Source organism: Micromonospora sp. NPDC023644 (genome assembly GCF_040640115.1).
Taxonomy (GTDB): domain Bacteria; phylum Actinomycetota; class Actinomycetes; order Mycobacteriales; family Micromonosporaceae; genus Micromonospora.
Genome location: NZ_JBFABA010000001.1, coordinates 320,901 through 342,147, shown reverse-complemented (window position 1 = coordinate 342,147; position 21,247 = coordinate 320,901). Strand labels below are relative to the sequence as shown.

At 73.3% G+C, this 21,247-nt stretch carries 20 protein-coding genes; 9 read left to right on the top strand and 11 right to left on the bottom strand.

The window, feature by feature from the left end; translation table 11 throughout:
• Window positions 1–149: 149 nt before the first annotated feature.
• Complete coding sequence (locus AB0G08_RS01575) at window positions 150–1,367, top strand: AI-2E family transporter (RefSeq protein ID WP_358081500.1); 1,218 nt, start codon at window positions 150–152, stop codon at window positions 1,365–1,367.
• Between the two features lie 61 nt (window positions 1,368–1,428).
• On the opposite strand, the gene AB0G08_RS01570 is transcribed toward AB0G08_RS01575, so the two are convergent.
• The 7 genes from AB0G08_RS01570 to AB0G08_RS01540 form a co-directional block, all read right to left on the bottom strand.
• On the bottom strand, window positions 1,429–2,238 hold the full coding sequence (locus tag AB0G08_RS01570) for an alpha/beta hydrolase (protein ID WP_358081497.1): 810 nt from the start codon (window positions 2,236–2,238) through the stop codon (window positions 1,429–1,431).
• A 66-nt stretch (window positions 2,239–2,304) separates the two neighbouring features.
• Entirely contained in the window at window positions 2,305–2,631 is a 327-nt protein-coding gene (locus tag AB0G08_RS01565) for a hypothetical protein (protein WP_199729498.1), read from the bottom strand.
• Between the two features lie 66 nt (window positions 2,632–2,697).
• On the bottom strand, window positions 2,698–3,750 hold the full coding sequence (locus AB0G08_RS01560) for a hypothetical protein (protein WP_358081494.1): 1,053 nt from the start codon (window positions 3,748–3,750) through the stop codon (window positions 2,698–2,700).
• The gene (locus AB0G08_RS01555) at window positions 3,747–4,241 is read right to left on the bottom strand and encodes a SigE family RNA polymerase sigma factor (RefSeq protein ID WP_358081491.1); all 495 of its coding nucleotides are present in this window, start codon (window positions 4,239–4,241) and stop codon (window positions 3,747–3,749) included. The genes AB0G08_RS01560 and AB0G08_RS01555 overlap by 4 nt, the downstream gene beginning before the upstream one ends.
• Before the next feature lie 40 nt (window positions 4,242–4,281).
• Window positions 4,282–6,072, bottom strand: a complete 1,791-nt coding sequence (locus AB0G08_RS01550) for a 3-hydroxybutyryl-CoA dehydrogenase (protein WP_358081488.1) — start codon at window positions 6,070–6,072, stop codon at window positions 4,282–4,284.
• Between the two features lie 149 nt (window positions 6,073–6,221).
• The gene (locus tag AB0G08_RS01545; RefSeq protein WP_358081484.1) at window positions 6,222–7,280 is read right to left on the bottom strand and encodes an alpha/beta hydrolase; all 1,059 of its coding nucleotides are present in this window, start codon (window positions 7,278–7,280) and stop codon (window positions 6,222–6,224) included.
• Window positions 7,281–7,379: 99 nt separating this feature from the next.
• Window positions 7,380–7,949, bottom strand: a complete 570-nt coding sequence (locus tag AB0G08_RS01540) for an FHA domain-containing protein (RefSeq protein ID WP_358081481.1) — start codon at window positions 7,947–7,949, stop codon at window positions 7,380–7,382.
• Window positions 7,950–8,235: 286 nt separating this feature from the next.
• Here AB0G08_RS01540 and AB0G08_RS01535 point away from each other — a divergent pair, with 286 nt between their 5' ends.
• Both AB0G08_RS01535 and AB0G08_RS01530 read left to right on the top strand, forming a co-directional pair.
• Window positions 8,236–9,732, top strand: a complete 1,497-nt coding sequence (locus AB0G08_RS01535) for an aldehyde dehydrogenase family protein (RefSeq protein ID WP_358081478.1) — start codon at window positions 8,236–8,238, stop codon at window positions 9,730–9,732.
• Between the two features lie 68 nt (window positions 9,733–9,800).
• Entirely contained in the window at window positions 9,801–10,478 is a 678-nt protein-coding gene (locus tag AB0G08_RS01530) for a methyltransferase domain-containing protein (protein WP_358081476.1), read from the top strand.
• A 49-nt stretch (window positions 10,479–10,527) separates the two neighbouring features.
• Here AB0G08_RS01530 and nucS read toward each other — a convergent pair whose 3' ends face one another.
• Window positions 10,528–11,187, bottom strand: coding sequence for an endonuclease NucS (gene nucS / locus AB0G08_RS01525; RefSeq protein WP_121399575.1), 660 nt, complete (start codon window positions 11,185–11,187; stop codon window positions 10,528–10,530).
• A gap of 71 nt (window positions 11,188–11,258) precedes the next feature.
• Between nucS and AB0G08_RS01520 the strand changes: the two genes are divergently transcribed.
• Window positions 11,259–11,876, top strand: a complete 618-nt coding sequence (locus AB0G08_RS01520; RefSeq protein ID WP_358081594.1) for a DUF4126 domain-containing protein — start codon at window positions 11,259–11,261, stop codon at window positions 11,874–11,876.
• A gap of 97 nt (window positions 11,877–11,973) precedes the next feature.
• Here the strand turns inward: AB0G08_RS01520 and AB0G08_RS01515 are convergent, their stop codons facing one another.
• Complete coding sequence (locus AB0G08_RS01515) at window positions 11,974–12,576, bottom strand: hypothetical protein (RefSeq protein ID WP_358081474.1); 603 nt, start codon at window positions 12,574–12,576, stop codon at window positions 11,974–11,976.
• A 1,134-nt stretch (window positions 12,577–13,710) separates the two neighbouring features.
• Here AB0G08_RS01515 and AB0G08_RS01510 point away from each other — a divergent pair.
• Together AB0G08_RS01510 and AB0G08_RS01505 are read left to right on the top strand one after the other, a co-directional pair.
• Window positions 13,711–14,643: a polysaccharide deacetylase family protein gene (locus AB0G08_RS01510; protein WP_358081471.1), complete on the top strand. Its 933-nt coding sequence runs from the start codon at window positions 13,711–13,713 to the stop codon at window positions 14,641–14,643.
• Between the two features lie 61 nt (window positions 14,644–14,704).
• Complete coding sequence (locus AB0G08_RS01505; protein ID WP_358081468.1) at window positions 14,705–15,007, top strand: DUF1540 domain-containing protein; 303 nt, start codon at window positions 14,705–14,707, stop codon at window positions 15,005–15,007.
• Between the two features lie 121 nt (window positions 15,008–15,128).
• Here AB0G08_RS01505 and AB0G08_RS01500 read toward each other — a convergent pair whose 3' ends face one another.
• Window positions 15,129–17,135, bottom strand: a complete 2,007-nt coding sequence (locus AB0G08_RS01500; RefSeq protein WP_358081466.1) for a protein meaA — start codon at window positions 17,133–17,135, stop codon at window positions 15,129–15,131.
• Between the two features lie 150 nt (window positions 17,136–17,285).
• Between AB0G08_RS01500 and AB0G08_RS01495 the strand changes: the two genes are divergently transcribed.
• Both AB0G08_RS01495 and AB0G08_RS01490 read left to right on the top strand, forming a co-directional pair.
• Window positions 17,286–18,134: an ABC transporter ATP-binding protein gene (locus AB0G08_RS01495; RefSeq protein WP_358081464.1), complete on the top strand. Its 849-nt coding sequence runs from the start codon at window positions 17,286–17,288 to the stop codon at window positions 18,132–18,134.
• Window positions 18,131–18,976 carry an ABC transporter permease gene (locus AB0G08_RS01490; protein WP_358081462.1) on the top strand — a complete coding sequence of 282 codons (846 nt, stop codon included), beginning with the start codon at window positions 18,131–18,133 and terminating at the stop codon, window positions 18,974–18,976. The genes AB0G08_RS01495 and AB0G08_RS01490 overlap by 4 nt, the downstream gene beginning before the upstream one ends.
• A 43-nt stretch (window positions 18,977–19,019) precedes the next feature.
• Here the strand turns inward: AB0G08_RS01490 and AB0G08_RS01485 are convergent, their stop codons facing one another.
• Window positions 19,020–19,913 (bottom strand): helix-turn-helix domain-containing protein, encoded by an 894-nt coding sequence (locus AB0G08_RS01485; RefSeq protein WP_358081460.1) that lies wholly within the window; start codon window positions 19,911–19,913, stop codon window positions 19,020–19,022.
• Window positions 19,914–20,031: 118 nt separating this feature from the next.
• On the opposite strand from AB0G08_RS01485, the gene AB0G08_RS01480 reads away from it, so the two are divergent.
• Window positions 20,032–21,216, top strand: coding sequence for an MFS transporter (locus tag AB0G08_RS01480; protein ID WP_358081458.1), 1,185 nt, complete (start codon window positions 20,032–20,034; stop codon window positions 21,214–21,216).
• Window positions 21,217–21,247: the final 31 nt, after the last annotated feature.

The following is a 21,247-nucleotide window of genomic DNA, read 5'->3' as shown; positions in this document are numbered from 1 at the left end:
GGTCCTGCCCGCACCCGGAGGGTGCGGGCAGGGGTGACGGTGGCCAGAGCGGGTGGCACGGCCGGGCCTGCGGCGTACGCTCCCGATGGGATTCGCCGGCGTGAGCCCGTGGTCGGGCTGTCCGGCGGGAATCGATCCAGGGAGGTCCGATGGCAGACGACGGACCGACGGCGTCGAGCGGCGGCCGGGATCCCGGCCACGCCCCGGCACCGGGCGACAGGAGCCGGAAGCCGGAGCACGCCACCACGCCCGAACACGCCGGCAGGGCGACGGACCCGGCGGACACCCCGGACGACGGCGAGCCGACGGCGAACGGGTCGAGCCGGTTCGGCACGCCGGGGCTGCCGCTGAAGCGCAGCAGCTTCCTGGTCGGCTTCACCGGCGCGGCCGGGGTGCTGCTCGCGTACGCCTTCTATCTGGGCCTGCGCAACGCGGCCGGCATCCTGGTCCTGGTGCTCATCGCGCTCTTCCTCGCCATCGGCCTGCATCCCGCGGTGGTCCGGCTGCGGTCCTGGGGGCTGCCGCACGGGGCCGCCGTGGCGGTGGTCGCGCTGACGGTCGTGCTGCTCCTCTGCGGTGGGGTGTTCGCCCTGGTGCCGCCGATCGTGACGCAGACCGGGCAGTTCATCGACCAGCTGCCGAGCTACCTGGAGGCGTTGCGCCGCAACGAGACGGTCAACGACCTGGTGGAGCGGTACGACCTGATGGAGCGGGTGCAGAGCGCCGCGAACGCCGACACGGTCGGTCAGGCCCTCGGCGGGGTGCTCGGCGGCGCCCAGCTGGTCTTCGGCACGGTCTTCCGGGGGCTGACCGTGCTGGTGCTGACCATCTACTTCCTGGCCTACTTCGACCGGCTCCGCGACCTCGCCTACGCGCTGGTGCCCCGCTCGCGCCGGGAGCGCGTGCGGCTGATCGGGGACGAGATCCTGACGAAGGTGGGCGCGTACATGGTCGGCGCGCTCAGCATCGCGGTGCTGGCCGGGGCGTCCACGTTCGTCTTCGCGCTGATCGTCGGGCTGCCGTACCCGTTCGCGCTGGCCGTGGTGGTCGCGGTGACGGACCTGATCCCGCAGATCGGCGCGACCCTGGGCGCGGTGATCGTCAGCCTGGTCGGGTTCGCCACGGACCTGCCGATCGGCATCGCCTGCGCGGTGTTCTTCCTGATCTACCAGCAGGTGGAGAACTACCTGATCTACCCCAAGATCATGCGCCGGTCGGTGTCGGTCAACGAGGTCGCCGCCCTGGTGGCCGCCCTGCTCGGGGTCTCCCTGCTGGGGGTCGTGGGCGCGCTGATCGCGATCCCGGCGGTGGCCGCGCTCCAGCTCATCCTGCGGGAGGTGGTCCTGCCCCGGCAGGACTCCCGCTGACCCCGGCCGGCCCGGCCCGCGCCGCCGGTCGGCGACGGGGGCGCGGCCGGCGGAGCACGGATCAGCCGGCCTGGCCGGCGGACGGGCCCGGCACCGGGCGGTCCGCGAAGGAGGCCACCGTGCGGTCGGCGTACGCGCTGACGTCGCCGGTCTCCATCGGGCCGTCCCAGGTGGTCGGCAGCGGCACGGCGGCGGCCGGGTTGACCCGGCGGACCACCTCGTCCAGCACGGTCTCGGCGTCGCCGACCCAGAGGTGCTTCGCGCCGGGCACCCCGATCACCTCGGCCTGCGGCACCGCCGCGAAGCGCTCCCGGGCCTCGTCGGGGCGCACGTGGTCGTCGAACTCGGGCACCACCGCGGTCAGGGGCTTGCCGGACGCGGCCCACTGGTCGAGGTCCGCCGGGGTGGAGTAGCGCAGCGGCGGGGAGAGCAGGATCGCGCCGGTGACCGCCGGGTCGCAGCCGTACTTCAGGATCAGGTCGGTGCCGAACGACCAGCCGAGCAGCCAGATCTGCGGCAGCTCGTGGAACTCGGCGTACTCGATGGCGGCGGCGACGTCGAAGCGCTCGCCGACCGCGTTGTCGAAGGCCCCCTCGCTGGTGCCACGCAGGCTGCTGGTCCCCCGGGTGTTGAAGCGCAGCACCGCCAGGTCTGCCAGGGCCGGCAGCCGCCACGCCGCCTTGCGGAGCACGTGGCTGTCCATCATCCCGCCGTGCGTCGGCAGCGGGTGCAGGCAGACGAGGGTGCCCACCGGCTCACGGTCCAGCGGCCGGGCCAGCTCGCCGACCAGCCGCAGGCCGTCCGCGGTGTGCAGCTCGATGTCCTCGCGGTGCCCGGGCAGGATGGAGGACGCGCGAATCGGTGTGCTCACCCGTCCAGTCTCGCGGGTGCGGCCGGGAACCGCCGGGCGGGGCGGAAACAGCGTGATCCAGATCGCTCAGCCGTAGCGGGGAGCACCACGGCCGCGCTGGACGGCCGGCCCGCGCCGGTCCCGGGCCCGCCAGCACCCGCTGTGCCAGTGCCGCCGGTCGGTGAGGTCGCCCCGCCCGTCCGCCGGCCACGCCACCAGGTGCGCCACCCCGGGCCGGATCTCCTGGTCACAGCCCGGGCAGCGGTACGTCTTGGTGGAGGCGCCGCCGCCGATCCCGCGTACCTGCCAGTCGCCGTCGCGCCACTGCTGCACCGAGGCGACGCCCTGGCGGACCCGGTCGGAGTCGAGGTGCGCGGCGTCATCGCGGCGGGGTCGGTTGCGACGGGGGCTCACGCTTGCCAAGCGTACGGCCCGGCGGCGGGGCCGACCCGGGGCGGGCGGCTCGGCCCCGACCGCCGGTCAGCCCCAGGACTGCGGGTCGGCGGGGTCGGCGGCCACCTGCGCCCCGCCCAGCACGACGGCGGCGTCCGCCTCGGTGAAGCCCTCGTACGGCCAGCCGAAGTTGGCGATCAGGTGGGCCTTCGGGATGCCGAGCAACTCCAGTTGGCCGCCCTGCGGGTAGAGGTAGGCGGACCTGCCCCCGATCGTCCGGTTCCCGATGGTGCGACCCGCCTCGATGGAGTGCGCGTACTGGAACGCGATCTTCATCTGCTTCCCGCCTGTGCCCTCCACCTGGAGCGACGCGGTCACCGCCTCAGGGAAGGCGGCGACGTCGACGGTGCAGCCGCTCACCCGCGCCCCGGTGGGCAGGGTGGTCAGCCGCGCCGGCGTTGCGCAGCGGCGCGCCTCGTCCAGGCGGAGGGCCCCGACGGCGTCGTCGATCCCTCGGGCGGTCGTGGCGGTCACGGCGGCCCGGGCGTAGAGGCCGGGAACGGGCTGCCAGAGCCTGATCCACGTCGTCGTCGTCCGTCCCGCCTCCCGGTGCGGCCGGTCGGTGCCGTCGAAGGCATCCTCGACGCTCAGTCCGGCGTCCTGGCCCTGCGGTCCGTCGACCCCACGGCGCAACCCGGCGGCGGAGGCCGAGAGCTGGACGCTCACCGCCGGGCCCGCGCCGACGTCGACCTGGACGCTCTCGACGCCCGATCCGACTCCCCAGCGCAGGTGGCGGACCCGCGCCGGATCCATCCCGAAGTGCAGCACCCGAGGGTCCGTGCCGACCAGGTCCGGCCGGGCGGCGGCACCCTGGATGCCGTCCAGCCGGGGCGGCGCGGCAGTGGCGGCGGCCGGCGCGGCGGAGCCCGGCGGGCGCACCCGCTGCAGCAGCCCGGTGCCGGTGGCGACGGTGAACCCGAGCACCGCCACGAGGCCCACCGTGACGCCCGCGCCGACCCTACGACGGCGACGGCGGGTCTTTCCCCCGGCGACGGCACGTGCCGTCAACCGGTCGGTGTCGACCGTTCCCTCGGCGCGCTCCCGCAGCGTCCGTACGATCTGTTCGTCTAGGTCGGTCACGGTCGGCTCCCGTCGGTCGCCGGGACGCCGCAGCGCTCCCGGAGGTGGGTGAGCGCCCGCATGGCGTGGGTGCGGACGGTGACCGGCGAGCAGCCGAGGATCTGGGCGATGGTCGCGTCGTCGAGGTCCTCGTAGTAGCGCAGCACGAGCACCGCCCGCTGGCGGTCCGGCAGCCCGAGGATGAGCCGCCACATGGCGTCCCGGTCGGCCGTCTCGCCGCCGAGGTCGCCGCGCTGCGGGCGTTCCGCGAAGTCGGCGACGGCCAGTTCGCGGTTCGTGCGCCGGCGCCACCAGGAGTTGTTGGCGTTGACCAGCATCCGGCGCACGTACACGTCCGGCCGGTCCGCCCGGGCGATCCTCCGCCAGTGCACGTACGCGCGGGCCAGGACGTCCTGGGTGAGGTCCTCGGCCCGGTGCTCTTCGCCCGTCAGCAGCCGGGCCAGCCGCATCAGGGCGGGGCCTCGGCTGCTGACGTACTCCTCGAAGGTCACACCCTTCAGACGCCGGCACCGGCCGGAGGTGTTGACCCGTTCAGCGACGGGTGTGGTCGCGGAAGCCGCGGCCGCTCTTGCGGCCCAGGTAGCCGGCCGTGACGAGGTGCTCCAGCAGCGGGGCGGGCGCGAAGCCCGGCTCGCGCAGTTCCAGGTAGAGCTCCCGCTGGATGGCCAGCGAGACGTCCAGGCCGACCACGTCGAGCAGCTCGAACGGGCCCATCGGGTAGCCGCAGCCCAGCTTCATCGCGTGGTCGATGTCGTCGGCGGTGGAGTAGCTCGCCTCCAGCATCTTCACCGCGTCGTTGAGGTACGGGAAGAGCAGCGCGTTGACGATGAAGCCGGACCGGTCGCCGCAGACCACGCCCGTCTTGCCCAGCGCGGCGCAGACCGCGCGGGCGGTGGCGGTGGTCTCCGCCGAGGTGCGGATGGTCTCCACGATCTCTACCAGCGGCATGAGCGGCGCCGGGTTGAAGAAGTGCAGCCCGACCACGTCGGCGGGCCGCTGGGTGGCCATCGCGACGTCGATCACCGGCAGCGAGGAGGTGGTGGTGGCGAGCACGACGCCCGGCTTGCAGATCTCGTCGAGGCTGGCGAAGAGGGCCTTCTTGACACTCAGCTCCTCGACCACGGCCTCGACGACGAGGTCGACGTCGGCGAGGTGGTCCAGGGTGGCCGACCAGTTGATCCGGCCGAGTGCGGCGTCCCGGTCGGCCTCGCTGAGCTTGCCGCGCACCACGCCCTTGTTGAGCGAGGTCTTGACCGCCTCGAAGACCCTGGCGGACTTCTCCGCGCCCCGGGTCACCGAGACGACCTCGTAGCCGGCCTTGGCGAACACCTCGATGATGCCGGTGGCCATCGTCCCGGAGCCGACGACGCCGACCTTCGCGAGGGCGCGGTCGCCGTCGGCGAGCGCGGCCTCCGTCGCCGCCGGCGTCTGCTCGTCGGGTACGACGACCGGGGAGCCCGGCCGCTCGTAGGTGTAGAAGCCCCGGCCGGACTTGCGACCGAGGAGCCCGGCGGTGACCATCTGCTTGATCAGCGGCACCGGGGCGTGCCGGCGGTCCCGCCCGCCGCGCCGGTACATGGTGTCGAGGATCTCGTACGCGGTGTCCAGGCCGATCAGGTCCATCAGCGCCAGCGGGCCCATCGGCAGGCCGCAGCCCAGCTTCATGGCCGCGTCGATGTCCTCGCGGGTGGCGTAGTGCGCCTCGAACATCCCGACGGCGTGGTTGAGGTAGCCGAAGAGCAGCGCGTTGGCGATGAAGCCGGCCCGGTCGCTGATGGTGACGTCGACCTTGCCGAGCCGCTTGCAGAGCGCCTCCACGTCGGCGACCACGTCGGTGGAGGTGACCACCGTCCGGACCACCTCGACCAGCTTCATCACCGGGGCCGGGTTGAAGAAGTGGATGCCGATCACCTGGTTGGGCCGGCTGGTGGCGACGGAGATCTCGGTGACGCTCAGCGACGAGGTGTTGGTGGCCAGGATCGCCTCGGGCTTGCAGACCCGGTCCAGCTCGGCGAAGATCCGCTGCTTCAGGTCCAGGTGCTCGGGCACCGCCTCGATGACCAGGTCCACCGCGTGCAGCGCGTCCAGCCCGACGGCGAACCGCACGCGGCTCAGCAGCGCGTCCCGGTCGGCCTCGGCGAGCTTGCCCTTGGCCACGGCCCGGTCCGTCGACCCGGTGAGGATGGCCCGGCCGCGCTCCAGCGCGTCCTCGGAGACCTCCACCGCGACGACGTCGACCCCGTTACGCGCGAATACCTCGACGATGCCGGCACCCATGGTGCCCAGACCCACAACGCCCACGCTGGTGAAATCGCGCGCCACGACCAGCCTCCCTCAAAACTCCGCACGGCCGAGTGAACGACCATTAAGGTTATGCGCGCGAGTCTGCCACGTGACGTTGAGTTGTCGAGGCGCCGTGGGAAATTTCACGAGCCCAGCGGGGCTGCGCGCGGCCACCCGGCACCCGCCGGTCAGCCGGCCTCGTCGGTCAGCCTCAGCAGCTCGGCGACGAACTCGGCCGGCCGCTCCAGGTGCGGGCTGTGCCCGCAGCCGGGCAGCAGCACCTCGCGGTACGTCCCGCCGGCCGCCGCGTACCGCTCCAGCACCGCCCGGGTCTGCCCCACCATCGGCTGCGCCGGGCAGGCCGCCGCCCCCGGCCAGCCGGGCAGCACGCCCAGCGAGCCCAGGTGGGCCAGGTCCATCATCGCGGTGTCCGAGACGATCACGTCGGCGTCGCCGTGGATCCAGGTGACGGGCCGCTTGCCGGCCACGGCGACCAGTTCGTCGGCGACCCGGAAGTACGCCGGGGAGAGGGCGTTCAGCACGCCACGCCGTCCCGGTGCGGTGCCGGGCCAGTTCGCCGAGGTCACCGCCGTACCGGGGTAGTTGTCGTCGCCGGTCGCGGTGGAGAGGAGGCTGTCGAGCAGCAGTTCCTCGTCGTCGCCGAGCGAGGCCGGGTCCGCCACGTAGGTGGCCCGCAGCACGGCGCGCGGGCTGGTCTGGCTGTCCGTGCCCCGGTCGCCGGCGGCCAGCCGCTTGACGAAGTCCCGGTTGGCGGTGCCGCCGCCGGTGCCGGCGAAGTCGGGGGTGGTCGGCGTCCCCGTCAGGTCCCGGGTGCCGCCGTAGCCGTACGGCGAGACCGGCGCGGCGAGCAGCAGCGCGCCCACCCGGTCGGGGTGGTCGACGAGCAGCCGCATGGCCACCCCGCCGCCGAGCGAGTGGCCGACCACCACCGGCCGGGCGCCGGGCGCGAAGAGGGACGGCTCGTCGAGCAGCGCGGCGACGTCGTCGGCGAAGTCACCCAGCCCCCGGGTCGCGTCGACCGGGGCGGTGTCGGTCAGCCCGTAGCCGCGCAGGTCGGGCGCGACCACGCGGAGGGTGGCCGGCAGCCGCCGCACCAGCGGCTCCCAGAAGGCCGCCGACGAGCAGTTGCCGTGGACGAGCAGTACGGGAGCGCCGTCCGGCGGCCCGGCCACCCGTACCGCCTGGGTGATTCCGTTCGCCGACACCAGCCGCTGTCCGGTCTCCATCCGCCGGATGCTGCCACGGCCGCGCCGGACGCGTCCATGGGCCGGCCCGCCACCTTCCACCACCGGGAGGTGTGCGCCGGCATCCGCCGTCGGCCCCGGTCAGGACGGGGCGGACAGCACCGCCGCAACCGCCACCGGCGGCACCGGGTCGACGCCCGGTGCGGCCGGGGCCGCGATCGGTGCGGCAGAGGCCGCGATCGGTGCGGCAGAGGCCGCGATCGGTGCGGCAGAGGCCGCGATCGGTGCGGCAGAGGCCACGATCGGTGCGGCCGGGGCCGCGATCGGCAACGGCAGGGTCGGCCGGCGGTCCCGGCGCGGCCCGCCGAAGCTGAACCCCACCGGGTCGGTCCGCGCCACGCCCGGGTCGAAGACGCGCAGCTCGGTGCGGCCGAGCCGGATCACGTCCCCGTCGGCCAGCCGCTCCACGCCGGTGATCCGCCGGTCGTTCAGCCAGGTGCCGTTGGTCGAGCCCAGATCCGCCAGGGTCGCCCCCTCGCCCGTCAGCCAGACCTCGGCGTGCCGGCGGCTCAGGTGGGCGTCGTGCACGACGATGTCGGCGGTCGGCGCCCGGCCGATGACCTGCCGCTGCGGGCCCACCCGGAAGCTCAGCCCCCGCATCGCCCCACCGGCCACCGTCAACAACGGTCTCAGTTCCGGATGTTCCTCCACGGAAGATCAGCCTCCACCCCGCCCGGTCACCCGCGCGTCAGCCTGCCATCACACGGTAGCCACCCTCCACCGCCGCGTGGTCACCTCCGCGCCCCCGGCCGGACACCTCGCGTTCGACGGTTCGGCGCGCATCGGCGGAAGAATCATCACAAGTCCGGGCGATGGGCGTCCACCCCGTTCCGGTGCCGCGCGGCCGGTCCGTGCCGTCGCCGCGTGGCCGGTCCGGCGGACGGGACCGGCCGCCGCAGCCCTACCGGCGAGTAATCCTCGGGTCTAGACTTCCGTCATGACGGCTGTGCATGCCCCGGGTACCCCCGTGATCGAGGACGGTCGGCTGATCTCGACGAGCCCGGCCACCGGGGCGGAGGCCGGGCGCCTGCCGGTCGCCACCGCCGAAGACGTCCGACGGGCCGTCGACCAGGCCCGCGCTGCCGGCGAGTGGTGGGCCGCGCTCGGCTTCGACGGGCGCCGGGAGCGGCTGCTGCGCTGGCGCGGCCTCCTCGCCCGGCGGATCGAGGAGATCGCCGAGCTGGTGCACGCCGAGGGCGGCAAGCCGGTCGCCGACGCCATCGTCGAGGTCGTCACCGCCGTCGAGCACGTCGACTGGGCGGCCCGCAACGCCCGCCGGGTGCTGGGCCCCCGCCGGGTCCGCTCGCGGCTCGTCCTGGCCGAGTTCTCCGCCCACCTCGAATACCAGCCGTACGGCGTCGTCGGCGTTATCGGCCCGTGGAACTACCCCGTCTTCACCCCGATCGGCTCCGCCGCGTACGCGCTGGCGGCGGGGAACACGGTGGTGCTCAAGCCCAGCGAGTACACCCCCGCCGTCGGGCAGTGGCTGGTCGACACGTTCGCCGAGGTGGTGCCGGAGCGTCCGGTCTTCACCGCCGTGCACGGGCTCGGCGACGTCGGGGCGGCGCTCTGCCGCTCCGGAGTGGACAAGGTGGCCTTCACCGGCTCCTCGGCCACCGCGCGGAAGGTGATGGCGGCCTGCGCCGAGTCGCTGACGCCGGTGCTGCTGGAGGCGGGCGGCAAGGACGCGATGATCGTCGACGCCGACGCCGACCTGGACGCCGCCGCCGAGGCGTGCGTCTGGGGCGCGCTCACCAACGCCGGCCAGACGTGCATCGGCATCGAGCGCGTCTACGCGGTCGAGCCGGTCTTCGACGCCTTCGTCGGCAAGGTGGTCGAGCGGGCCGGCCGGTTGACCGTCGGCCCGGACGACGCGGACATCGGGCCGATCACCATGCCGAGCCAGATCGACGTGATCCGCCGGCACATCGACGACGCGCTGTCCCGGGGCGGCCGGGCGGTGCTCGGCGGCGCCGACGCGGTGCAGCCGCCGTACGTGCGGCCGACCGTGCTGGTGGACGTCCCGGAGGACTCCGCCGCCGTACGCGAGGAGACGTTCGGTCCGACCCTGACCATCAACCGGGTCCGCGACGCCGACGAGGCCGTCGCCCTCGCCAACGCCCTGTCGTACGGCCTGGGGGGTTCGGTCTTCGGCCGGCGGCACGCGGTGGCGATCGCCCGGCGGCTGCGCTCGGGCATGGCGTCGGTGAACTCGGCGCTGACCTTCGCCGGGATGTCCACGCTGCCGTTCGGCGGCGTGGGCGACTCCGGCTTCGGGCGCATCCACGGCGAGGACGGGCTGCGCGAGTTCAGCCGCGCCAAGGCCATCACCCGGCGACGGGCCAGGTCGCTGCTGCCCTCGACGACCTTCGAGCGGACCCCGGCCGACGTCGCCCGGCTCGTGAAGGCCATCAAGGTCATGTACGGCAGGTGACTGTCGGATAACCGATCATGAACGCCCTCGCGCGTGTCCAACGTGGTGGGAGCGGTACATTGCGTTAAATGCACCCCCATCGATTGCGCTTCCACCTCGTCGACAGTGACCGGTCGTGGAGTGCCCGGCAGCGGCGTCGCCGCGCCGACTGGCTGGCCCAGACCTTCCCCGACCTGGAGAAGATGCACGTCATCGACCTGGGCGGCCGGCTCGGCACCTGGACCCGCGCCGACGTGCGGCCGGCGCGCGTGCACGTGGTCAACCTGGAGCGGCCGCCCGCGGACGTCCCGGAGTGGGCGGAGGTCGACGGGGCCGACGCCTGCGACCTGCCGGCCCGGATCACCTCGCGCCGCTACGACCTGGTCTTCTCCAACTCCGTGCTGGAGCACGTCGGCGGGCACGAGCGGCGGCTGCGCTTCGCCGACGCCGTGCGCGGTCTCGGCGACCGGCACTGGGTGCAGACGCCCTACCGCTACTTCCCCATCGAGCCGCACTGGATCGCGCCGGGGATGCAGTTCCTCCCCGTGCGGCTGCGCACCGCGTTCGCCCGCCGCTGGCCGCTCGGGCACAAGCCGACCCGCACCCACGAGGCCGCCATCCACCAGGTGCTCTGGACGGAGCTGCTGGACCGCTCCCAGATGCGGCACTACTTCCCCGACTCGCGGATCCTCGTCGAGCGGGTGGCCGGCCTGCCCAAGTCGCTGATCGCCGTCCGCGCGGACGGGCCCCCGGCCACGCCCCGGTGACTCCCGCCGGGCGTCGGAGTCGCCTCCCGCCCGACAGCCGGGCGGACCGTCAGAAGAGGGTGAGCTCGTCGCGCTCGATGCCGCGCAGCTTGTCGTAGTTCACGACCACGCAGCGGATGCCCCGATCCGTGGCGAGCACCCGGGCCTGCGGCTTGATCTCCTGCGCGGCGAAGACCCCGGCGACCGGGGCGAGCAGCGGGTCGCGGTTGAGCAGTTCCAGGTACCGGGTCAGCTGCTCCACGCCGTCGATCTCGCCCCGGCGCTTCACCTCGACGGCGACGGTGCCGGACGCGGCGTCGCGGCAGAGCAGGTCGACCGGGCCGATGGCCGTCATGTACTCCCGGCGGATCAGCGTGAACCCCTCACCGAGGGTCTCCGGGTTGGCCGCCAGCAGCTCCTGGAGGTGCGCCTCCACGCCGTCCTTGCGCAGGCCCGGATCGACCCCCAGCTCGTACGAGGTGTCCTGGAAGATCTCCTCCAGGGTGATCCGCAGCTCCTCGCCCGCCTTGTTGACGACCCGCCAGACGCCGGGGGCCTCCTCCAACCGGCAGGGCGGGCTCATCCAGTTCAACGGCTTGTACGCCCGGTCGTCGGCGTGGATCGACACCGACCCGTCCGCCTTCACCATGAGCAACCGGGTGGCCGGCGGCAGGTGGGCCGAGAGCCGTCCGACGTAGTCCACCGAGCACTTCGCAATGACCAACCGCACCCGACGAGGGTAGCCGAGACCCCGGCCCGCGCCACCGAGCGGCACTGGCGTGCCGGTGCGATGCTGAGATGGTGCTCGAAGTTCTCACCGGTACGGGTCTCGCCGCCTCGGCGGGGCTGAACGCATACATCCCCCTGCTCACCATGGGCCTCCTGGCCCGCTACACCAGCCTGATCGACCTGCCCGGCGGATGGCAGTGGCTGAGCAACGGCTGGGTGATCGCGATCCTGGCGGTGCTGCTGGTCATCGAGGTCGTCGCCGACAAGGTCCCGGTGGTCGACCACGTCAACGACGTCGTGCAGACCGTGGTCCGCCCGACCGCCGGCGGCCTGGCGTTCGGGGCGGGCTCGTCGTCGGAGACGGTGACGGTGAGCGACCCGGGCAGCTTCTTCTCGTCCAGCCAGTGGGTCCCGGTGGTGACCGGGGTGCTGATCGCCCTCGGCGTACACCTGTTGAAGTCCGCCGCCCGACCGGTCATCAACGCGACCACGGCCGGCGTCGGCGCGCCGGTGGCCAGCACCGCCGAGGACGCCACCAGCGTCGTCATGTCGGTGGTGGCGATCATCCTGCCGGTGCTGGTGCTGGCGTTCCTGCTCGGGCTGGTCGTCTTCTTCTTCTGGTTCCGGCGCCGCCGCTCCGACCGCCGCCGGGAGCGCGAGGCGGCGCGGGCCGCCGGCTTCCGCGTCTGACCGCTCCGGACATGCCGCTGGCCGGCACCCCGGGTTCGGGTGCCGGCCAGCGATCCCCCTTGTGGTGGAAAGTCTGTGGGAGTCGTGTCGGGGTGTGTCAGTTGTTCCAGTGTTCGGCGACGAGGTCGGCGGCCTGCTGCTCCCACTGGGCGTAGTGGTCGGGGTACGCCGAGACCTGCACGGTCTGGGCGGCCTCGGTCAGCGGCATGTCCTGCCACCCGTCGACCTGCTTGAGGCCCTTGAGGAACGCGGTCGTGGAGTACTCGGGGTCGGTGATCTGCTCGACGGTGCCCCAACCCGAGGTGGGGCGCTGCTGGAACAGGCCCTGCGAGTCGTGGTCGTTGCGCTCACCCAGGTGACCCAGGTTCTCCAACTTCGACTCCTGCAACGCGGTGGCGATGGAGACGACGGCGGCGCGCTCGTCCATGCCGGCCTTCTTCGTCGCCGCGATGATCGCCTTGACGTTGCCGACCTGCTCGTCGGAGAGCTCGATACGCGACTGCGCACCCTGCACACCATGCGGCACCAGCTTCGCCTTGTCGACCGACGGCTTGTCGGCCTGCACCGCCACCGCCACCGCCGTCGCCTTCGTGTCCACGCTCGGGGTGTGGGTGGTGTCGGTCATCGGGCCGGCGGCCACACCACCGGCGAACGCCAGACCGGCGATACCAAGAACGCTGTTACGAATGAACGTGTTCATCAGATGTGCTCCATTCGGGGGTCGGCACCCACACCGAAGGGGGGACTCGGCTTGTGCGGGTGCAAGCACCGTCCGGCGCTCATGAACAACTCAGGGGATCTCCGGCCTCTCGCCGAAGCAAAGATCAGATTGGCCCTGTCGGCCGGGGATCAGATTGGCCGTGTCGGCCGGGAGGATCGGGCCTGTTCGCGGGGCGGGGGGGGTGCCCTCACGTCGGCCGGACCATGTGTAACGACCGCCGGCCCGCCATCATTCCGGGGCCCCAGAATCCGTGGGGCGGCGCGGTCTTGCTCGGTCGTACGCAGGGTGTAACGACCCCACCCCGGCCACGATTCCGCCCCCCCCGATGCCCCCGCTCACACCCCCAAACCGGACACCGGCCCCGATCGGGAACGCGATGACGCCCGCCCGCCGATGCTGCACCCGACACCCATCACGCAACCGGACACCAAGCACCCCGGTTCGCAGGGTGGACGGCCGGGATCTTGGCACGAAAGGGCCCTTGGCGGGGCGGTTTCGTACCGAGAGCCACCGGTGTCGTCGAGCGGCGCTCATGATCGGTTGACGCTGCGCCGGGCTCTGCGCGGCCCTCCGCCCGGGCCGACGTCAACGGATCATGGGACGGGCCCGTGGAACCAACCGGCACTGATCAGGACGTCATGCACCCCACAACGGCCGGAAAACCTTCACGCCGCCCTGATCACCGGACGCTACGCGGGCGGGCAGGCAGGCAGGCAGGCGGCAGCGCTATGGGTGCAGGCAGGCGGCAGCGCTACGCGTGTAGGCGGGCAGGCTTCGGCGCAACGGGCCCAGGCGAGCAGACGGCGCCAGGGGTTGCAGGCGGGCACGGCCTGGGACGGAGAGTGAGCCGAGGACGGCGAGCGGGCACCGACGGGTGTGGCCCGCCGTGCCCGGCGCAGGGATCAAGCCTGACCGCCCGGAGCCGGGTACGGCGGGCCACACTCCCACCACGACGGACCGGCAACCACCAGACGCAGCCCAACCACCCGACCCAGCCCAACCACAACGCAGGGCCAACCACGACCCAGCCCATCACGACGCCGCAACGCCACGACGACCGCGCAACCCAACCGCGGGCACACCGAAACCGCCAGGCGCTGACATCATCTCCCGGTGCACGTGAAGATCCCCCGCGTTCCGCTCGTCGCGACCCTCACCGCCGTGGTCGCCGCCGCGGCCCTCCTCGCCGCCCCGACCCCGCCGCGCACGTCGGCCGACGCCGGCATCGTCCGCATCGCGGAGGCGGGCCGGGCTTCGCAGACCCCGACGGCACCGGACGCCTCGGCGCCGGCCCCGTCCGCGCCGGCCGCCCCGGAGGCGACGGCCCCCGGCGCGCCCCCGGCGGCGGTCCCCGGCGCGACCCCGCCCGGGACCAGGCCACCCGTCGTCGACCACGGTCCGCGTACGGGGAACAAGGTGGCGCTCACCTTCGACGCCGACATGACGGACGCGATGCGGTACCAACTGCGCAGCGGCGCGGTGCGGTCGTACGCGAACCTGAAGATCATCGACCTGTTGGAACGGGAGCGGGTGCCGGCCACCTTCTTCCTCACCGGCAAGTGGGTGGAGCAGTACCCGGACGTGACCCGCCGGCTCGCCGGGAACCCGCGCTTCGAGTTGGCCAACCACACGTACGGGCACCTGGCCTTTACCCCGGACTGCTACGGCCTGCCCCGCATCGCGGAGCGGGAGATGACCTCCGACGTGGCCCGGACGTTCGACGTGGTGGCCCCGTACGGGGGGCGGCAGACCCGGTACTTCCGCTTCCCCGGGTTGTGCCACGACCGGAAGGCCCTGGCCGCGCTGGCCCCGCTGGGGGTGACCGTGGTGGACGGCGACGTGGTCAGCGGCGACCCGTTCGCGAAGTCCTGGCGGCCGGTGGTCCGCGCCTCGCTGGCCGGGGTGCGTCCCGGCTCGGTGATCGTCCTGCACGTGACGGAGGCGAACGCGCCGATGACGGACGAGGCGCTGCCGCACATCCTCGCCGGGCTGGCCGAGCGCGGCCTTGAGCCGGCCCCGCTCTCGGAGGTGCTCGGACTGGGCTGAACCAGGCTCGGCAAAAACTACAAAAGCCTAAAATCGGGGCAAGACTCTATAGGAGGTCACCATGACCGCAGCAGTGGAGATGCCCCGCGTCCAGGAATGTGTCGTGGCGGCGTGCTCGTACAACCACACCAACGACTGCCACGCCTTCGCCATCACCATCGGCAGCCCGGACCATGCGCACTGCCACACCTTCGTCGAGATGCCGGCGGTCCGTGGCGGGGTCGACGGCGGCATGACCGCGCAGGTCGGCGCCTGCCAGCGCGCGGACTGCCGGCACAACGAGCAGCTGGAGTGCCACGCGCCGTCGATCAGGGTCGGCCCGGACAACGACATGGCCGACTGCATGACCTACGACCAGCGCTGACGGCGCCCGGGGCGCGCCGCCGCCGGAGCGCCCGGACCGAGGCTGGAACGCGCCGAGGCCGGAGCGCCCCGACCGAGGTCGGCACCCGGAGGAAGGCCCCTCGTCGCCGAGGGGCCTTCCTTCATCGCAGGCCGTTGGCCTCCCGGACCACGGTGACCAGCTCGTCGATGATCCCGGTCAGGGCGAAGTCCTTCGGCGTGAAGACCCGGGCCACCCCGGCGGCGCGCAACTGCTTGGCGTCGCCGGCGGGGATGATCCCGCCGACCACCACCGGCAGGTCCGCCCGGCCGGCGGCGCGCAGGCCGTCCAGCACCGCCGGCACCGCCGCCAGGTGCGAGCCGGAGAGCACCGAGAGGCCGACCAGGTCCACGTCCTCCTCCACGGCGGCGGCGACGATCTGCCCGGCGGTCAGCCGGATGCCCTGGTAGACCACCTCGAAGCCGGCGTCGCGGGCGCGTACCGCGATCTGCTCCGCGCCGTTGGAGTGCCCGTCGAGGCCGGGCTTGCCGACGAGCAGCCGCAGCCGGCCGCTGCCCAGCTCGCGGGCGGTGGCGGCGACCCGCTCCCGGACCGCGACCAGGGTGGCGTCGCCGCCGGCCCCGGCGGCGCCGGCCAGGCCGGTGGGCGCGCGGTACTCGCCGAAGACCTGGCGCAGCGCGCCGGCCCACTCGCCGGTGGTCACCCCGGCCCGCACGCACTCCAGCGTCGCCGGCATCAGGTTCGCCGTGGTCGTGGCGTCCGCGCGCAGCCGGGCCAGCGCCGCGTCGACCGCCGCGTCGTCCCGACCGGCCCGCCACCGGCGTACGGAGGCCGTGGCCGCCGCCTCGACGGCCGGGTCGACCTGCTCGACGGACTCGGCGCCGGCGGCCGTCAGCGGCGACGGCTCGGTCTCGGTGAACCGGTTGACGCCGACCACCACGTCGGCGCCGGACTCCATCCGGCGGCGCCGCTCGGCCAGCGAGGCGACCAGCGCGCTCTTGAGGTAGCCGGTCTCCACGGCGGCGACCACGCCGCCCATCTCCAGCACCGTCCCCAACTCGACCCGGGCCCCGGTGACGATCTCGTCGACCAGCGCGGTCATCACGTGCGAGCCGGCGAAGAGGTCCGGGTACTCCAGCAGGTCCGACTCGTACGCGAGCACCTGCTGCATCCGCAGCGACCACTGCTGGTCCCACGGCCGGGGCAGGCCGAGCGCCTCGTTCCAGGCGGGCAGCTGGACGGCGCGGGCCCGGGCGTCCCGGGACAGGGTCACGCCGAGCATCTCCAGCACGATGCGCTGGATGTTGTTCTCCGGCTGCGCCTCCGTCAGGCCCAGCGAGTTGACCTGCACGCCGTAGCGGAAGCGCCGCTGCTTCGGGTCCTGCACCCCGTAGCGCTCGCGGGTGATCTCGTCCCAGAGCGCGCCGAAGGCCCGCATCTTGGCGATCTCCTCGACGAAGCGCACCCCGGCGTTGACGAAGAAGGAGATCCGCTGCACGACGTCGCCCATCCGCTCGGCGGGCACCTGCCCCGAGTCACGGACCGCGTCGAGCACCGCGACGGCGGTGGAGAGCGCGAAGCCGACCTCCTGCACCGGGGTCGCGCCGGCCTCCTGGAGGTGGTACGAGCAGATGTTCACCGGGTTCCAGCGCGGCATCTCGCGCAGCGTGTACGCGACGACGTCGGCGGTCAGCCGCAGCGACGCCGCCGGCGGGAAGATGTGGGTGCCCCGGGAGAGGTACTCCTTGATGATGTCGTTCTGCGTGGTGCCGGCGCAGCGGGACAGCTGCGCGCCCTGCTCCTCGCCGACCGTGCCGTAGAGGGCGAGCAGCCACATCGCCGGCGCGTTGATGGTCATGGACGTGTTCATGTCGGCCAGCGGGATGCCCTCGAAGAGGGCGCGCATGTCGCCGAGGTGCGCCACCGGGACACCCACCCGGCCCACCTCGCCGGCGGCGAGTTCGTGGTCGGGGTCGTAGCCGGTCTGTGTCGGCAGATCGAAGGCGACCGAGAGCCCGGTCTGCCCCTTCGCCAGGTTGCGGCGGAAGAGCGCGTTCGTCGCGGCGGCCGAGCTGTGCCCGGCGTACGTGCGCATCACCCAGGGGCGGTCGCGCTCGGGCAGCCGGCCGGGGAGAGCCTTCTCGTCCATGGCGGGAGTCTAAGTTACCGTTCAGTCACCAGAGCTGTGGAAAACCACACAGCTCCATGGAGCGGAAACCCGGGTGCGAAGCACCCGACATGGGCGCGACCACCACACCCCGGCCGGCCCACCGCGGCGGCCAGGTCGCACACTTGACACATGCATGACGAGCTGGCGATCTCCGTCCGGGGGCTGCGCAAGGCGTACGGCGACAACGTCGCCGTGGCGGGCGTGGACCTGGACGTCCACCGCGGCGAGGTCTTCGCCCTCCTCGGCCCCAACGGCGCCGGCAAGACCACCACCGTGGAGATCCTGGAGGGCTACCGGCGGCGCGACGCGGGCGACGTCGACGTCCTCGGCAGCGACCCGGCAAGGCCGGCCGCCGACTGGCGGTCGCGGGTGGGCATCGTGCTCCAGGGCACCGGCGAGTTCGACGAGCTGACGGTCGCCGAGGTGGTGCGCCACTTCTCCGGTTTCTACGCCGACGCGGACGACCCCGACAAGGTCATCGAGCGGGTCGGGCTGGCCGGCAAGGCGAAGGCCCGCACGCACACCCTCTCCGGCGGGCAGAAGCGCCGGCTCGACGTGGCGCTCGGCATCATCGGCCGCCCCGAGCTGCTCTTCCTGGACGAGCCGACCACCGGCTTCGACCCGGAGGCGCGCCGGGAGTTCTGGGAGCTGATCCGGGACCTGGCCGCCGCCGGCACCACCATCGTCCTCACCACCCACTACCTCGACGAGGCCGAGTCCCTCGCCGACCGGGTCGGCGTGATCGCGGGCGGCCGGGTCATCGAGGTGGCCCCGCCCGACCGGCTGGGCAACCGGCGGGAGGCCCTGGCGACGGTCTCCTGGCGTACGCCGGAGGGGTCGCTGGAGACGGCGCAGAGCGCGACGCCGACGGCGCTGGTGGCCGAGCTGGCCGCGCGCTTCGGCGGCGAGGTCCCGGGCCTGACGGTGACGCGGCCGACCCTGGAGGACATCTACCTGACGATGATCGGACACCGATGACCACCACGACGAGGCCGGCCGCGCCGGCCACCACGGCACCGGCCCGGCGGCCCGGTCCGGTCGCCCTCGGCCTGCGCCAGAGCCGGCTGGAGATCACCCAGTTCCTGCGCAGCCGGGAGTCCGTCGTCTTCACGATGGGCTTCCCGGTGATCATGATCCTGATCTTCGCGGCGATCTTCAGCGACGAGATCGCGCCCGGCGTCAAGTACACCCAGTACTTCATCACCGGCATGATCGCCACCGGCCTGATGACGGTCAGCTTCCAGAACCTCGGCATCTGGATCCCGATCGAGCGGGACCGCGGGGTGCTCAAGCGCTACCGGGGCACGCCGATGCCGAAGTGGGTCTGGTTCGCCGGCAAGGTGATCATGGTGGTGGCGATCGGCGTCGCCGAGACCGCGCTGCTGCTCGCCGTCTCCGTCGCGCTGTTCGACCTGGAGCTGCCCGGCACCGCCGCCAGGTGGCTGACCTTCGGCTGGGTGTCGGTGCTCGGCGTCACCGCCTGCACGCTCTGCGGCATCGCCATCTCGTCGCTGGCCCGCACCGCCCGCAGCGGCTCGGCGGTGGTCACCCCGGTCGCGCTGGTGCTCCAGTTCATCTCCGGGGTGTTCTTCGTCTTCACCGAGCTGCCCGCGTGGATGCAGCAGGTAGCGGCGCTCTTCCCGCTGAAGTGGATGTGCCAGGGCCTGCGTTCGGTCTTCCTGCCGGAGAGCTTCGGCGCCCGCGAGCCGGGCGGCTCGTTCGAGCTGGACCGGGTAGCCCTGGTGCTCCTCGCGTGGTGCGTGATCGGCCTGGTGCTCTGCCTGACCACGTTCCGCTGGACGACCAAGCGCGACGGCTGACCCGGACGGGCGGCCCGCACCGCCGGCGGCCGGGCGACCTCGCTCACCCGCCGGCGGCGAGCGCGTCGCCGAGCGGCGTACGCCAGTAGAGCACCTCGCGCCCGGACCGCCGCTTGCCGACGGCGCCCGCGTCCAGCAGCACCCGCAGGTGGTCGCCCACCGTCCCGAGGGACAGCCCGGTCACCACGACGAGCTGCGAGGTGCTCAGCGGCGTGTCCAGCCTGGCCAGGATGTTGGCCCGGTTCGCGCCGATCAGCCGGGCGAGCCCGTCGGGTGCCGGTGAGGTGGGATCGACCAGGATCCCGCGCACCGGGTACACGATCCCGAACCGGATCGGCTTGTCCCAGACCACCCAGCCGCGACGGCAGTGCGCCGGGAGGAAGACCAGCTGCTCGGCCTCGTCCAGCGACAGCGGCGGCTCCGGGTAGTCGTTGACCTGGAGACGGCCGTCGCCCAGCCAGCGCACGTTGCGGTTGAGGTCGGCGAACACCCCCGCCCAACCGCCCGTGCTCAGCGCGGCGGTGCGGGCCACGATGTCCGCCCGGAGCCGGCGGGTCCGCTCCGGCCACTCCGGCTCGACCGTGTGCGTCCAGACCCAGTCGAGGAGTCCCACCACCTGCCCGGTGAGACCGTCGGCCAGCAACTCCGCGGCGAGCGGCTCCGGGCGGGTGGCGCGCAGGTCGGCCCTGATCCGCTCGTCGGACAACCGCCCGACGGCCGCCAGCTCCGCCGCGAACGTCGGTTCCGGCGAGGCGGGCGCGACGGTGAGGAAGTCCGCGGTCCACCGGGGGTGGAACGACGCGGGCAGCAGCGCCCGGACCACCGGCCGACCAACCAGCATCCGCCGGAACGCCTCGACGTGCCGCCCTCGCCAGGCCCGCTGCCACGGGGTACGCGGGTCGTGCAGCGCGCGCAGCGCGGCGATCGTGTCGACCATCGGCGAGACCGTGAAGCGGCTCCGCGCGAGAAGGTCCGACGGCACCTGCCAGACGCCCACGTTTCGCCTCCAGACGTAACTCTACGAGATCCACCCGGCGCCCCGAACGATGTGCCCCGTGAGAACGTACGCAGATCTGTTCGCGGTCCGGGAGTTCCGCAACCTGTTCCTGGCGAACTGCGCGGGCATCGCGGCGCACACGACGTCGGCGCTGGCGCTGGGCGCGCTGACCTACGCGTCGACCGGCTCGGCGCTGCTCACCGCGCTGAGCATGTTCGGCGCACCGCTCGCCGGCGTGCTCGGCAGCCTGACGTTGCTGTCGGCCGCGGACAGCGTGCCGCCCCGCCGGGCGCTGACCCTCGCCGCCGTGCTGGTCGCCGCCGGAGCGGCGCTGCAGGCCGTGCCCGGCCTGCCGCTCTGGGCCCGGTTCGCGGTCATCTTCGCCGGCGCGTACGTCGGCTCGATCACCGCCGGCGCCCGGTGGGCACTGCTCACCGACATCCTGCCGGCCGACGCCTACGTGCTGGGCCGGTCCACCATGAACACGAGCGTCGGGGCGATGCAGATCGCCGGGTTCGGGCTGGGCGGCGTCCTGTTGGTCTGGCTGGACCCGTACGAGGTGTTCCTGCTCGCGGCGGTGCTGCGGGTGGTGGCGGCGGCGGTCGGATGGTTCGGGCTGTCGGAGCGCCCGGCACGGACCACCGCCCGGACGACGGTCGGGCGCACGCTGCGGGTGAACCGGGAGGTGTGGGCGGATCCCGGCCGCCGGTCGCTCCTGCTCAACCTGTGGGTGCCGGGCGGCCTGGTCGTCGGCTGCGAGGCGCTGTTCGTGCCCTACGCCGGGGACCGGGCCGGTTTCCTCTACGCCGCCGCGGCCCTCGGCATGCTGGCGGGCGACGTCGTGGTGGGGCGGTTCCTGCCGCCGGCCCGGCGGGACCGACTGGTTCCCGCACTGCGGCTGCTGCTCGCCCTGCCCTACCTGGCCTTCGCGCTGTCGCCGGCGCTGCCACTGGCCATGGTCGTCGCGGTCGTCGCCTCGGCGGGTTTCGCCGCCGGGCTGCCGTTGCAGGAGCGGCTGATCGTCCACTCGCCCGCCGAGATCCGGGGCCAGGTGCTCGGCCTGCACCACAACGGGATGCTGACCACGCAGGCGTTGTGTGCCGTGCTCGCCGGCACGGTCGCGGACCTGGTCCCGGCGAGCTGGGCCGTCGCGCTGCTCGCCGCGGCGTCGACGGCGGCCACGCTCGTGCTCACCGCCGGGCTGAGGCGGACCGCCCCCGCGCCGGCGGAGGCGGTCCGTTGAGCGGCCGGGGACGTCGCGCCCCCGGCTCCCG